The sequence below is a fragment of the Thioclava sp. NG1 genome (assembly GCF_003122275.1).
In the GTDB taxonomy this organism is placed as follows: Bacteria; Pseudomonadota; Alphaproteobacteria; order Rhodobacterales; family Rhodobacteraceae; genus Thioclava; species Thioclava nitratireducens.
The window spans coordinates 318,557-332,248 of the sequence record NZ_QFBB01000005.1 but is presented as its reverse complement, the minus strand read 5'-3'; the positions used below and the strand labels follow the sequence as shown (position 1 = coordinate 332,248).

The following is a 13,692-nucleotide window of genomic DNA, read 5'->3' as shown; positions in this document are numbered from 1 at the left end:
AGGCCTTAGCTCACCAGACCCGGCACCGGCAGCCCCGCCGATTGCCAGAGCAGCACGAAGTTCAGCCCCAGCACCATGAGCGCGCCCAGCACGGCGAGCCAGAGAAGCGGCCCGTGCAGGGCGAACTTGCCCATGAGGTCGCTCCGCCGCGCGAAGATCAGGAGTGCCACCATGGGGACGGGCAGGGCGATCGACAGAACGACCTGGCTCATCACCAGCGCATCGGTCGTGTTCACCCCGAGCCATACCACGACGAAGGCAGGCGCCATCGTGATGACCCGGCGCAGCCAGACCGGGATGCGCCGGCGGATGAAGCCCTGCATGATCATCTGCCCCGCCATCGTACCGACGACCGAAGAGGATACTCCCGAGGCGATCAACGAGGTCAGGAAAGCGGCGGCGGCGAAACCGCCCAAGAGCGGCGTCAGCGTATGATAGGCGCTCTCGATTTCGGCCACTTCGGAATGGCCGCTATGGAAGGCCGAGGCCGCCATGATCACCATCGCCATGTTGACCATCCCCGCAATCGCGAGCGCGATGATCACCTCAAGGTTGGAGAATTTCACTAGCCGTGCCTTCTGCACCGGGTCGGGGGTCAGCGCGCGGTTCTGCGTCAGACCGGAATGCAGGAAGATCGCATGCGGCATAACGGTCGCGCCGATGATGCCCACCGCGATCGTGAGCGCTTTGGCGTCGGGCATCGCGGGTGTGATCAACCCTTGCACGGCCCCGGACCAGTCGACCGGCGCTACGAACATCTCCGCGAGGTAGCACGCCCCGATCAGCGCCACGAGCGCGCCGATCACGATCTCCATCGGGCGGAAGCCGCCGCGCTCGAACAGCAAGATCGCATAGGTGACGACGGCGGTGACGCCCATTCCCCAGATCAGCGGCCAGCCGAACAGGAGCGAAAGCCCCAAGGCGCCGCCCAGAAACTCTGCCAGATCGGTGGCCATCGCCGCAATCTCCGAGACGATCCACATCGCGATCGTCACGGGTTTCGAGAAATTCTCGCGCGACAGTTCCGCGAGGTTCTTGCCGGTCACGATGCCGACGCGCGCCGAGATCGCCTGAAACAGCATCGCGATCAGGTTCGCGCCGAGAACGACCCACAAAAGCGCATAGCCGTAGCCCGCGCCCGCTTGGATGTTCGTTGCGTAGTTGCCCGGGTCCATATAGGCGACCGAGGCGATCACCGCCGGCCCGAAGAACAACAGAAACCCGCCGCGCCGGTTGCCCGACAGCACCGCTTCCATGGCCGTGCGGGTGCGGCTGGTCATGTTTTCCTTGCGGATAAGTTCGGTCATGGGGGTCCTCGTGGATACGTCTTCGGCGAAATGTAGCCTTGGCTACAAGATTCGCAAGTGGCTAATTTTCGTTGACAGCTCGACGCGCCTCGCGCGAAGCTTTGCTTGGCATATCGGGCGCGACAGGTTATCCGGTCCGCTCTGGAAATGGCGCCCGACTGGCCCCGACAGGCACTGAGACCGAGACCGTCAAGGCAGGCGAATGACTGACACCGATCCCTCCCAGATCAAGGGGTTCAACCGGGCCCGAGAGCGTGCGGCGCGCGCGCTCCTGGAAGACTATGTCGAGATGATCGCTGATCTGACGGCGGAATTCGGCGAGGCCCGTATCACCGAGATCGCCGCACGACTCGGGGTGGCCCATCCGACCGCGACCAAGGCGGTCGCGCGACTCAAGCGCGAAGGGCTCGCAGTGTCGCGGCCCTATCGCGGGGTGTTCCTGACGGAGGCGGGGGAGGCGCTGGCCGCCCAGGTGCGCGAACGCCATCGCACCGTTGTGGCCCTGTTGCGCGCCGTGGGCGTGCCGGAAGATGTCGCGGAGCTCGATGCCGAAGGGATCGAGCATCATGTCTCGTCCCGCACGCTGGAGGCGTTCGAGGCTTTCCTCGCTTCAAAGGCTGGCAAATAGCTCCGAGAGCCGCTCGGCCTCGCCGACGAGCCCCCAGGGCGGGTTCACGATGAACATGCCAGAGCCGATCATGCCGTGGCCTTCGCGGGCAGGCGGGAAACGTACCTCGTGGCTCAGCGCTTCGGGGAAATCGCGGCGCAGGGTGCGGACCATCGCCTCCTGCGCGCCCGAGGCCAGCATCGGATACCAAAGCCCGATGATGCCGACGTTCCATTTCTTCGCGATATGACCGATCAGCTTCGGCATCGCCGTGTAATCGGCTTTCTCCTCGAAGCTCGGATCGATCAGCATCATCCCGCGGCGCGGGGTGGGGGGCGTCAGCGCGAGCGCCATCTCGCGCCCGTCTGCCTTGTGCAGGACCGCTCCGCTGCGTCGTGTTGCGCTTCGCAGGGCGGAAAACTCCTGCGGGTGCAGTTCACATAGCTGCATCGTGTCCATCGGGCGCAACAGCGCCTCTGCCACCAATGGCGAGCCCGGATAGGCCTGCGCCCCGTGTTGCGCCCGCACCGCTGCCAGCGCGCGCATGTAGGGATGATCGGGGGCGAACCAGCCCAAGCCTTCCACCCGGGCGATCCCGGCTGCGGCCTCGCCCGTCTTCGCCGATTCCGCTCCGTCAAGCGCATAAAGCCCGCGCCCGGCATGGGTTTCGAGGTAGCTCAGCGGCTTGTCCTTGCGCGTGAGGTAATCGAGCGCAGACGCAAGCAGCGCATGCTTGTGCACATCGGCCAGATTTCCGGCGTGATAGGCGTGTTGGTAAGACAGCATCGGTTCGGTCTCCTTGGGCCCTTCCTGCCGGTCAGCGCGCGCGAGGGCAATGCTCTTCTTCTCGGGAGACGTATCCCCGGGGGTGCGCGAGGCGTGCGTGGCGGAGCCTCTCCGAAGGTTCATCTGGCAGGGGGATAAAAGAAAACGACGGCGCCCAGGGAGGAGGAGGGGCGCCGCCGTCTCTTTTCTGCCGTCAGGTCTCAGGGAGGAGGAGAGAGACCCTTCGGCACTGTCGACACCGCTTCAGGGAGGAGGAGGAAGCGGCGTCACACCCTCGGGTCCAGGGAGGAGGAGAGGACCCTCGGTATCTGGTTGGCGGCACCCTCAGGGAGGAGGAGGAGGGCGCCGCCGAAACGATTGGCCCAGGGAGGAGGAGAGGGCCTTTCGTATCAAATTGGACCTGCCGGTCCGGATATCAAGTGCTGCACTGCAGCATGCGACAGCCTGTCGCATATTTCCGCCGATGATAGGCGGCGACCTCAGGGAGGAGGAGAGAGGTCGCCGCCTGCTCGGCGCGGATCCCTCAGGGAGGAGGAGGAGAGATCCGGGCAGCTTTGGTCCGGCATCGCGGCGTCTCGCCGCTTGGGGCCGGTATGTCTTGGTGTGGCGGCGCTCTCAGGGAGGAGGAGAGAGAGCGCCGCCCAAGTTCCGAGCCCCAGGGAGGAGGAGAGGGGCTCAGGAAGAGAATTACTTGCCGTATGCGGCCTCATAGGCCACGCGGGTGATCATCGAGCTGTGCAGCCCGAGGTCGTTCAGTTCGCGGCTGCTGAGCGAGCGCAGCTCGTTGAGCGTCTGGCGATACACCTTGCGGCGGGCCAGGGCTTCGAACAGTTTCGATTTCAGTGCGGCGAAGCCGCTGTCGTTCAGTTGGATGTCTTGTGCGAGTGCCATCGTATCAGCCTCATCTATCTACTTGCGCGGGTCGCTGCTGGTTCCAGCTTGTCGACCCATTTCGTTACTTCGTGTTCCGTCGTCGTTGGAGCAAAGATGGCGCTAATGCTGCGGTTGCACAATGCCGGGAAGCCTCAATGCCGCCATGCAGAAAATGCATGAATGATTCTGACCTATTTTCGGGAGAGAGGCGCAAGATATTTGCGCTCCCCTTGCGGGGCATGGGGGATTCCTGACCGTATGGGCAGTTCTCGACTTGAACTGCGCGGCAAAAACGCCACAGTTCCGGCCAAATCACGAGTATGCGGGCGGATAATGGACCCGGGAATGGAGGAATCTGCATGGCTGTGAGCAAGGAAACGGTTCTTGCGACGTTGCAAACGGTGGAAGTGCCGGGCGGCGGGACCGCTGTGAGCCGCGATCTCGTGCGCGCGCTCGCGGTGCAAGACGGCGTGGTGCGCTTCGTGCTCGAAGGTGCGCCGCAACCCGAACTGGAGGCGATGCGCCCCACGCTGGAGGCGGCGATCAAGGCGCTCCCAGAGGTGACGAGCGTGACGGTCGTCGTGCCTTCGGGCCCTCCGCGCGGCCTCGGCGGTACGGCGCAACAGTCGCAACAGCGTGGGCCCGCGATCGGAGGGCATCCCAAGCCCCAGCAGGGGCCGCAAAAGGTGCCGGGCGTGAAGAAGATCATCGCCGTGGGGTCGGGCAAGGGGGGCGTGGGTAAATCTACCGTCGCTTCTAACCTCGCCGTGGCGCTGACGCGCGCGGGCAAGCGGGTTGGGCTGCTGGATGCCGATATCTATGGTCCCTCGCTGCCGCGCATGATGGGGGCGAGCAAGCGGCCGGCCTCGCCGGATGGCCAGACGATCCTGCCGTTGCAGGCGCATGGCGTCACGCTGATGTCGGTCGGCCTCATGCTGAAAGAGAGCGAAGCGGTGATCTGGCGCGGCCCGATGCTGATGGGTGCGATGCAGCAGATGCTGTTCCAGGTGAAATGGGACGAATACGGCCCGCTCGACGTGCTTTTGATCGATCTGCCGCCGGGGACGGGGGATGTGCAGCTCACGCTGTGTCAGAAAACCGAGCTGGACGGGGCGATCATCGTCTCGACCCCGCAGGACGTGGCACTCCTCGATGCGAAGAAGGCGATCGACATGTTCCAGCGGCTGAAGACGCCGATCCATGGGCTGGTCGAGAATATGTCCTCTTACGTCTGTCCGAATTGTGGCCACGAGGCGCATCTCTTTGGTCATGGCGGCGTCGCAGCGGAGGCGAAATCGCTGGGGTTGCCGTTCCTCGGTGCGCTGCCCGTTGACCTGGACGTGCGGCTCGCGGGTGACGCGGGCACCCCGGTCGCCGCGAGCGAGGGGCCGGCAGCCGAAGGCTACGCCACTCTTGCGCGTGGGCTGATCGACCGCGATCTGATCTGATCTGGCGGCGAAGGTTGCTCTGGGAAAGGCGTCCTCAACGGACGCCTTTTTCATGTTCGCGGGAAGGTCATGGGAAATCATGGCACCTTCCATGGAACTTCACGAGGGCGTAGAGAGCGCGTGAGCCGGGATTCGCAGAGATTCTTGGTGGAATCACGGCGTATTCACATCGGCTCGCGCAAAATCACGCCGCGGTGAGCGCGGAAAATGGTGCCTCAGGTGGCTTCAATTGCGGCTTAAAAATCACAGGTTCCATCTCGATTGAAATTTTTTGGGATTTCGTGGGAAAGCTTGGTCTGCGTTCGCAGCTACCAGATATGGTAAATTTTTCCTTCATGATGCCTAGGGATATGCGATAAGGCGCGCAGGGCCTTGGGGCGGGGTGCTGCTGCGGACAAGATCTACCCAATCTTCGGCAAATTTTTTCTTGCGTGCCATGAATTCCCGTGGCATCCCTAATTCATCGGAAGCGAATGCAAATAGAGGCACCAAGACCTCACGGCGAAAAGCAGGTTTCATACAGGCCATCGCTTCACGAAAACAAAGAGATCCGGCGCGCGAGCGAGCAGACATCCCATCCCCCCAGGTGGCGCGTGCAGTCGGACATACCCAGTGATGGGAACGAGGGCGGCGGATTGGGCAGTGGCAGCAGCCCAATCCGCCGTTTTCATTCCGGGCCCGGCCCGGCGGGACAGGTGATAGGAGCGCGCTTTGGCGGGCATGTTCATAGGCGAATACACCTTCAAGGTGGACAGTAAGGGTCGCGTGTCGATCCCCGCGCTGTTTCGTCGTGAGCTCGAAGAGGGTGACCCCGAGCGCCCGAACAAAGATCGCCCCCGAATGGTCATCGTCTACGGTGCCGATACTCAGAAAATGCTTCAGATCTACACGCAGGCCGCTTTCGAGGCGCTGGCTGCCGATATCGCGGCGCTGCCGCGCGGCTCGAAGCAGCGCACGATCCTCCAGCGGATGGTTCTGTCCAAATCGCACCCGACCGAAGTCGATCCCGACGGCCGCCTCGTTCTCCCGGCGGCCTTGCGTACGAAGATCGGTCTCGACAAGGAGGCCTATTTCTCCGGCGTGGGCGAGACCTTCGAAATCTGGAACCCCGAGACCTTCGCCGCTGCCGATGAAGCCAATATCGATCAGTGGATCGAAGAGCAGGGCGAAGATTTCGACCCTCTCAGCCTTTTGTCGCAGGGGTGAGCCATGACGGATCGGGACGCCCTGCCAGACGCCCCCCACGTCCCGGTTTTGCTGCGGCCGCTCCTTCGGGCGGTCGCGCCTGTCTCTGGGACCTGGCTTGACGGAACCTTCGGCGCGGGCGGCTATGCGCGCGGTTTGCTTGAGGCGGGTGCCGACAAGGTGATCGGCGTGGATCGCGATCCGGCGGTTTTCGAGATGGCCGAGGCGTGGCGCGGCGAATACGGCGACCGGCTGGAGTTGGTCGAAGGCACGTTCTCCGAACTCGATACCTATTCCGACGAATTGCTCGACGGGGTGGTGCTGGATCTCGGCGTCTCCTCGATGCAACTCGATCAGGCCGATCGTGGCTTTTCCTTCATGCGCGACGGGCCGCTCGACATGCGGATGTCGCAGGAAGGGCCGTCGGCTGCCGATCTGGTCAACGAGACGGATGAGGGCGAACTCGCTGATATCCTTTATCAATATGGCGAGGAGCGCGCCTCGCGCCGGATCGCCAAGGCCATCGTCGAGGCGCGCAAGGTTCAGCCATTCGAGACCACGCAACAGCTCGTCAAGGTGATCGAGCGCTGCCTGCCGCGCCCGAAACCGGGGCAAAGCCATCCCGCAACGCGCAGCTTTCAGGGCCTGCGCATCGCGGTGAACGACGAATTCGGCCAGTTGATCGAGGGGCTGGAGGCCGCGGAACGTGCGCTGAAACCCGGCGGGCTGCTGGCGGTGGTCAGCTTCCACTCGCTCGAAGACCGGGTGGTGAAGCGCTTCTTCGCTGCGCGCTCGTCGACGGGCGGGGGCGGTTCGCGCCACGCGCCGGTTCAGCAAGCCCTTGATCCCGCGTTTGAAATTACCGTGAAAGGCGACGGGCCCGACGAAGAGGAACTGGCGGAAAACCCGCGTGCACGCTCGGCTCGGTTGCGGGTGGGGCGGCGCACGAATGCGCCCGCCGGCAAGGCCGATCGCACGCAACTGGGGCTTCCGAAGCTTGTCACCGGGGAAAAGAAGGGGAAACGCCGTTGAGACTGCTTGCCTATCTTGCCGCCTCTGCCTGTGTGCTCGCGCTCGCCTTCTGGGCCTATCACGTCAATTACGACACCCAGGACCGGATCGACGAGCTGCGCGACCTCAATCGGGAAATCGCCTCGCTGAACGAGGGCCTGACCGTGCTCAACGCCGAATGGGCTTATCTCAACCGCCCGCAGCGCCTGCGCGAACTGGTCAATCTCAACTTCACCTCGTTGCATCTTCTGCCGATGACGCCAGAGCAATTCGGAACCGTCGCCCAGATTGCCTACCCGACACCGCAGGCCGATGATACTGGTGCGTCCGGCACCGATTTGGCCGGCCTTTCCGATCCTGTCGAGGTCAAGGCCGATCCCGAGGGAGGGAACTGATGCGTACGCCCCTTCGCCCGCTCGCCCGTATCCTCGACGCCCGCGAAAAAGGCGAGAACCCCGACGCGATCGAACGCGAGAACCGCCGTCTGCGCGGCGAGGCCACCCGTGACAAGGCGCGTCAGAGCGCCGAAGGCCGTCTGCTGGTCATGTCGGTGATCTTCCTCGCGGCCTTCCTGACGGTGGGACTGCGCATGGGCTCTTTCGCCGCCGCGCGCCCCGAAGAGCCGCAGACCGATTCCACGATCGAGCAGATTCACGCCCAACGCGCCGATATCGTCGACCGCAAGGGCAGGGTGCTCGCGACGAACCTGCTGACCCACTCGCTCTACGCGCAGCCGCCGATGATGATCGACCCGCTGGGCACGGTGGACAAGCTGGTGAAGATTTTTCCCGATCTCGACCGCGACCGGCTGAAGAAGGACTTCACCGGCCATCGCAAGTTCGTCTGGATCAAGCGCCGCATCAGCCCGGAGCAGATGCAGGCTGTTCACGATATCGGCGATCCCGGCCTTCTGTTCGGCCCGCGGGAGATGCGGCTTTATCCCAACGGCCATCTAGCCTCGCATATTCTTGGTGGCGCGCGCTACGGCACAGAAGGCGTGAACTCCGCCGAGATTCTCGGCGTGGCAGGGATCGAGAAGGAATATGACAGCTGGCTGCGCGATCCGGCCAATGGCGGGCAGCCGCTCAAGCTCTCGCTCGATCTGACCGTGCAATCGGCGCTCGAGGATGTGCTGTCGGGCGGCATGAAGCTGATGAACGCCAAGGGCGCGACCGCGGTGCTGATGAAGGTCCACACCGGCGAGATCGTCGCGATGGCGAGCCTGCCCGATTTCGACCCGAACGACCGCCCCGCGCCGCTTCTGAAGGGCGACCCCTCCGACAGCCCGCTGTTCAACCGCGCGGTTCAGGGGATGTACGAGCTCGGCTCCACCTTCAAGATTTTCGCGGTGTCGCAGGCGATGCAGGACGGTCTGGTCACGCCCGAGACGATGATCGACACCAAGGGCCCGCTGCGCTGGGGCAAGTTCCGCATCCACGATTTCCACAATTACGGCAAGCAGTTGTCGGTCACGGACGTGATCGTGCACAGCTCGAATATCGGCACCGCGCGGATCGTCCAGAAGATCGGCCCCGAGAAGCAGCGCGAGTTCCTCGGCAAGCTGGGCCTTCTGGAGCCTTCGCCGGTGGAACTGATCGAGGCGCCGACGGGCCGTCCGATCCTGCCGAAGAACTGGTCGGAGCTGTCCGCGATGACAATCGGCTACGGGCACGGTCTCTCCGACAGCCCGCTGCAGCTTGCGACGGCCTATGCGACGATCGCCAATGACGGGCGGCGCGTGCTGCCGACGCTGATCGCCAATGGCGGCCCGCGCAAGCCGCACAAGCAGGAATTCGGCGCCCCGGAAGGCGCGCAGGTCGTGTCCCCGGAGGTCGCCCACAAGGCGCTGGCGATGATGCGCGCCGTTGTGACGCGCGGCACCGCAAGCTACGGCAATGTCGAGGGCTATCAGGTCGCGGGGAAGACCGGCACCGCCGACAAGCCCGATCCGCAGGGCGGCTATTACGACAAGAAGGTGATCTCGACCTTCGCGGGCGTCTTCCCGGTGACCAATCCCGAATATGTGCTGGTTCTGACGCTGGACGAGCCGACAGATACCTCCGGCGACACGCCGCGCCGCACCGCAGGCTGGACCGCCGTGCCGGTTGCGGCCGAGACGATCCGCCGTGTCGCGCCGCTTCTGGGTCTGCGCCCCGAACCGACGACACCCGACACGCTCGACGGCATCAGTCTGGTCAAGAACGACTGACGTTTTCGGGGTCGGAAGGCGGGTGTCACGCCACGTGCATGAACCCGCGCATAGAGACAGGGGGCAGGGCCTGTCGCCTTGACCTCGCAGACGTGTCGCCGGATAAGTGCGGCGAGCTGAATAAAGGACGGATACGATGGCTGCGGGCACCAAAATGCTGAGCGAATTGGGGCTGACGCCGCTGCAGGGCGCAGACTGCGCGATCTCGGGACTGTCGGTCGACAGTCGGCAGGTCAAACCGGGCCATCTTTTTGCGGCGTTGCCGGGCACGCAGATCCACGGGGCCGAGTTCATTCCTTACGCATTGCGCATGGGCGCAGCCGCGGTGCTGACCGATCGCGCGGGCGAGCAAACCGCGCGCGAGGCGCTTGCGGGCACCGATACGGCCATTGTCGTCACGCAAGATCCGCGTCAGGCGCTCGCTTTCGCGGCAGCGCTGTGGTTCGAGCGCCAGCCCGAGACGATGATCGCGGTGACCGGCACCAACGGCAAGACTTCGGTCGCGACCTTTACCCGCCAGATCTGGCAGTTGCTGGGATTCGAGGCCGCGAATATCGGCACGACAGGCGTTGAGGGCAGCTATGCCGCACCTTCGCCGCATACGACGCCCGAGCCGATCACCCTGCATCGCTTGCTCTCGGATATGGCTGCCGTCGGCGTGACCCATGCCGCGATGGAGGCCTCGTCGCACGGGCTCGCGCAGCGTCGGTTGGATGGTGTGACGCTCTCGGCGGCCGCTTTCACCAACTTCTCGCAAGATCACCTCGATTACCACGCGAGCTTCGAGGAGTATTTCGCGGCCAAAGCTGGGCTCTTCACCCGGGTCCTGCCCGAAGACGGAGCGGCGGTGATCAATCTCGACGATCCCAAGGGGGAGGAACTCGCGCGCTATATCACTGCGCGCGGTCAGGAGCTGATCGGGATCGGCCATACCGAACGCTGCGAGATGCAGATTCTCGGGCAGCGGTTCGATGCAACCGGTCAGGATGTGCGCTTCGCCTGGGAAGGCTGGACCCAGATGACTCGCCTGCCGCTGATCGGCGGGTTCCAGGCGATGAATGTGCTTACCGGTGCGGCGCTCGCCATCGCGTGCGGCGCCGACCCCGAGGAGGTCTTCGCGACACTGCCGAAGCTCTCCACCGTGCGCGGGCGGATGCAACTGGCTGCCACCCGCGACAACGGCGCGACGGTCTTCGTCGATTACGCCCACACGCCGGATGCGGTGCAGACCGCGCTGAAGGCGCTGCGCCCGCATGTGATGGGCCGCCTGATCGCCATCGTCGGCGCAGGCGGGGATCGGGACGCGACGAAGCGCCCGCTGATGGGCAAGGCCGCCGCCGAGAATGCCGACATTGTCATCGTGACCGACGACAATCCGCGCTCGGAAGATCCCGCAACGATCCGCGCTGCCGTGCTGGAAGGCGCGCCAAAGGCGCTCGAAGTGGGCGACCGGGCCGAGGCGATCCTGCGCGGCGTCGATCTGCTGCAGCCCGGCGATGCGCTGCTGGTAATGGGCAAGGGCCATGAGAGCGGACAGATCATCGGCTCGGACACCTACCCGTTCGACGACGCCGAGCAGGCCTCGGTCGCTGTTGCCGCGCTGGACGGGAAAATCTGATGGCCGTTCTCTGGACCTCGAGCGACGCGGCTGCCGCCACCGATGGTGAGGCCACGCAGGCTTTCGCCGCGACCGGAATTTCCATCGACACCCGGACCATACATCCGGGCGATCTTTTCGTCGCGCTCAAAGATGTGCGAGACGGCCATGACTTCGTGCGACAGGCGCTCGACAAAGGCGCGGCGGCGGCGATGGTCAGTCGCATTCCCGAGGGCTGCTCGAAAGACGACCCGCTGCTGATCGTGGATGACGTCCTCGCGGGTCTAGAAGCATTGGGGCGGGCGGGGCGCGCAAGGGCGCGGGCCCGTGTGCTCGCCGTCACCGGCTCGGTCGGCAAAACGTCGAGCAAAGAGATGCTGCGCGCTGTCCTCTCCGCTCAAGGCAAGGTTCACGCGGCCGAGGCGAGCTTCAACAATCACTGGGGCGTCCCGATCACGCTGGCGCGCCTGCCGCAGGATGCCGATTTCGCCGTGATCGAGATCGGGATGAGCAATCCGGGCGAGATCGCGCCGCTGGCGAAACTGGCGCAGCCCCATGCCGCGATGATAACGACCGTCGCGCCCGCGCATCTCGCGGCCTTCGAGAGTATCGAAGGTATCGCGCATGAGAAGGCGTCGATTTTCCAGGGCCTCGTCGAGGGCGGCACCGCGATCGTGCCGACCGGGCTGGAGACCTCCGACATCCTGCGCGAGGCCGCCCAGCAGGCAGGAATAATGGTCACTTTCGGCCCCGAGCCGGGCTCGGACTACCGTCTTGTCGAGGCCCGCATCTCGGGCGACGCAACCGTCGTTCAGGCGGACCACCATGGCACGTCGATCCTGTTCAAGGTGATGACCCCGGGGCGGCATTTCGCGGCCAACGCGCTCGGCGTGCTGGCCTTGGCCGAAGCCGCGGGTTGCGATCCGACCATTGCCGCGATGGATCTGGGCAACTGGCAGCCCCCCGCCGGGCGCGGTCAGCGCGAGCGGGTCTATATGGATGTGGTGGACGAGGCCGAGAGCTTCGACCTCTTCGACGACGCGTTCAACGCGAACCCCGCCTCGATGGCCGCAGCGCTCGAAGTTCTGGCAGGCGCCAAGCCACGCGACGGTGTTGGGCGCACCGCGAAAGGGCGCCGCATCGCGATCCTTGGCGACATGCTGGAGTTGGGCGAGGACGAAACGGCGCTGCACGCGGCCATCGCCGATCACCCGGCCATGGCGAAGGTCGACCTCGTGCATCTCGCAGGACCGCGCATGGCGGCGCTTCGCGAAGCCCTGCCGCGCACCAAGCGGGGAGAATGGTATGAAACGGCGGACAAGCTGGCAGAGCGTGCCCGCCACCTGATCGACCCCGGCGACGTGGTGCTGGTCAAAGGCTCGAAGGGCTCCAAGGTGAGCCTCGTCGTGAGCGTATTGAGAAAACTCGGCCAGCCCGGAGCGGCCGAGGCCCATAAGGGAAAAGACTAATGTTGTATTGGCTGACCGACTTCTCCGATGGCGGGGGCGTCTTCAACCTGTTCCGCTACATCACCTTCCGTGCGGGGGCGGCGTTCTTCACGGCGCTGCTGGTGGGGTTCATTTTCGGACCCTGGCTGATCGGGATCCTGCGCCGCACTCAGGGCAAGGGGCAGCCGATCCGCGATGACGGGCCCGAGGGACATATCTCGAAGGCCGGAACGCCCACGATGGGCGGTATCCTGATCCTCACCGCGTTGTTGGTGTCGACGCTCCTCTGGGCGCGGCTCGACAACGGATATATTTGGGTCGTGCTGATGGTCACCTACGGCTACGCCGCAATCGGCTTCGCCGACGATTACGCCAAGGTTTCCAAGCAGAACACCAAAGGGGTCAGCAGCAAGGCGCGGCTCGCGCTCGGCTTCCTGCTCGCGCTTCTCGCGTCGCTCCTGACCTGGTATCTGCACCCGTCCGATCTGGAAGGGCGGCTGTCGATCCCGTTCTTCAAGGATCTGGTGCTGAACCTTGGCTATTTCTACATTCCCTTCGCGATGATCGTGATCGTGGGCGCGGCCAATGCGGTGAACCTGACCGACGGGCTCGACGGGCTCGCGATCATGCCGGTGATGATCGCCGCAGGTACGCTGGGCGCGATCGCCTATGTCGTGGGCCGCACCGACTTCACCGATTATCTCGGCGTGCAATTCGTGCCCGGCACCGGGGAACTGGTGATCTTCACCGCGGCGCTGATGGGGGGCGGTCTGGGCTTTCTGTGGTACAACGCGCCGCCGGCGGCGGTCTTCATGGGCGACACCGGCAGCCTCGCGCTTGGCGGCGCGATCGGCGCGATCGCGGTCTGCACCCAGCACGAGATCGTCCTTGGCATCGTCGGCGGGCTCTTCGTGGTCGAGGCGCTCTCGGTGATCATCCAGGTCGCCTATTTCAAACGCACCGGCAAACGGGTCTTCCTGATGGCCCCGATCCACCACCATTTCGAAAAGAAGGGGTGGTCGGAGCCGCAGATCGTCATCCGTTTCTGGATCATCTCGCTGATCCTCGCGCTGATCGGTCTGGCGACACTGAAGATCCGCTGACCCGCACATCTTTTTCTCCGATCGCGCCCCGCGCGCGATCTCTTCCGGCGCGCTTTGGTTCCTCGAGGCGCGCCGTGGTTTTTCTCAAAATTATTTGAGCGAACCAGAGCGAAATTCG

The 13,692-nt window shown here is 64.5% G+C and carries 12 protein-coding genes; 9 read left to right on the top strand and 3 right to left on the bottom strand.

What is annotated here, in order from left to right; all coding sequences use genetic code 11:
* Positions 1-5: 5 nt before the first annotated feature.
* Positions 6-1,307, bottom strand: coding sequence for an Nramp family divalent metal transporter (locus DEM26_RS12200; protein WP_109172497.1), 1,302 nt, complete (start codon positions 1,305-1,307; stop codon positions 6-8).
* A 202-nt stretch (positions 1,308-1,509) separates the two neighbouring features.
* Between DEM26_RS12200 and mntR the strand changes: the two genes are divergently transcribed.
* On the top strand, positions 1,510-1,935 hold the full coding sequence (gene mntR, locus DEM26_RS12195) for a manganese-binding transcriptional regulator MntR (RefSeq protein WP_109172496.1): 426 nt from the start codon (positions 1,510-1,512) through the stop codon (positions 1,933-1,935).
* On the opposite strand, the gene DEM26_RS12190 is transcribed toward mntR, so the two are convergent.
* The gene (locus DEM26_RS12190; protein ID WP_109172495.1) at positions 1,918-2,700 is read right to left on the bottom strand and encodes a 23S rRNA (adenine(2030)-N(6))-methyltransferase RlmJ; all 783 of its coding nucleotides are present in this window, start codon (positions 2,698-2,700) and stop codon (positions 1,918-1,920) included. The two genes, mntR and DEM26_RS12190, sit on opposite strands and share 18 nt — an antisense overlap.
* A 687-nt stretch (positions 2,701-3,387) precedes the next feature.
* On the bottom strand, positions 3,388-3,591 hold the full coding sequence (locus tag DEM26_RS12185; protein WP_088718934.1) for a DUF1127 domain-containing protein: 204 nt from the start codon (positions 3,589-3,591) through the stop codon (positions 3,388-3,390).
* A 341-nt stretch (positions 3,592-3,932) separates the two neighbouring features.
* Here DEM26_RS12185 and DEM26_RS12180 point away from each other — a divergent pair, with 341 nt between their 5' ends.
* The 8 genes from DEM26_RS12180 (at position 3,933) to mraY (ending at position 13,574) form a co-directional block, all read left to right on the top strand.
* The gene (locus DEM26_RS12180; RefSeq protein WP_109172494.1) at positions 3,933-5,021 is read left to right on the top strand and encodes an Mrp/NBP35 family ATP-binding protein; all 1,089 of its coding nucleotides are present in this window, start codon (positions 3,933-3,935) and stop codon (positions 5,019-5,021) included.
* A gap of 720 nt (positions 5,022-5,741) precedes the next feature.
* Positions 5,742-6,227: a division/cell wall cluster transcriptional repressor MraZ gene (gene mraZ / locus DEM26_RS12175; RefSeq protein WP_078520010.1), complete on the top strand. Its 486-nt coding sequence runs from the start codon at positions 5,742-5,744 to the stop codon at positions 6,225-6,227.
* A gap of 3 nt (positions 6,228-6,230) precedes the next feature.
* Entirely contained in the window at positions 6,231-7,238 is a 1,008-nt protein-coding gene (gene rsmH, locus DEM26_RS12170) for a 16S rRNA (cytosine(1402)-N(4))-methyltransferase RsmH (protein WP_109172493.1), read from the top strand.
* Positions 7,235-7,612, top strand: a complete 378-nt coding sequence (gene ftsL, locus DEM26_RS12165; RefSeq protein ID WP_075774430.1) for a cell division protein FtsL — start codon at positions 7,235-7,237, stop codon at positions 7,610-7,612. Before rsmH ends, ftsL begins: the two co-directional genes overlap by 4 nt.
* On the top strand, positions 7,612-9,426 hold the full coding sequence (locus DEM26_RS12160) for a peptidoglycan D,D-transpeptidase FtsI family protein (protein WP_233243087.1): 1,815 nt from the start codon (positions 7,612-7,614) through the stop codon (positions 9,424-9,426). The genes ftsL and DEM26_RS12160 overlap by 1 nt, the downstream gene beginning before the upstream one ends.
* Positions 9,427-9,562: 136 nt before the next feature.
* The gene (locus tag DEM26_RS12155) at positions 9,563-11,044 is read left to right on the top strand and encodes a UDP-N-acetylmuramoyl-L-alanyl-D-glutamate--2,6-diaminopimelate ligase (RefSeq protein ID WP_075774432.1); all 1,482 of its coding nucleotides are present in this window, start codon (positions 9,563-9,565) and stop codon (positions 11,042-11,044) included.
* Positions 11,044-12,492: a UDP-N-acetylmuramoyl-tripeptide--D-alanyl-D-alanine ligase gene (locus tag DEM26_RS12150; RefSeq protein ID WP_109172491.1), complete on the top strand. Its 1,449-nt coding sequence runs from the start codon at positions 11,044-11,046 to the stop codon at positions 12,490-12,492. Before DEM26_RS12155 ends, DEM26_RS12150 begins: the two co-directional genes overlap by 1 nt.
* Positions 12,492-13,574, top strand: coding sequence for a phospho-N-acetylmuramoyl-pentapeptide-transferase (gene mraY, locus DEM26_RS12145; protein ID WP_075774434.1), 1,083 nt, complete (start codon positions 12,492-12,494; stop codon positions 13,572-13,574). Before DEM26_RS12150 ends, mraY begins: the two co-directional genes overlap by 1 nt.
* Positions 13,575-13,692 lie beyond the last annotated feature (118 nt).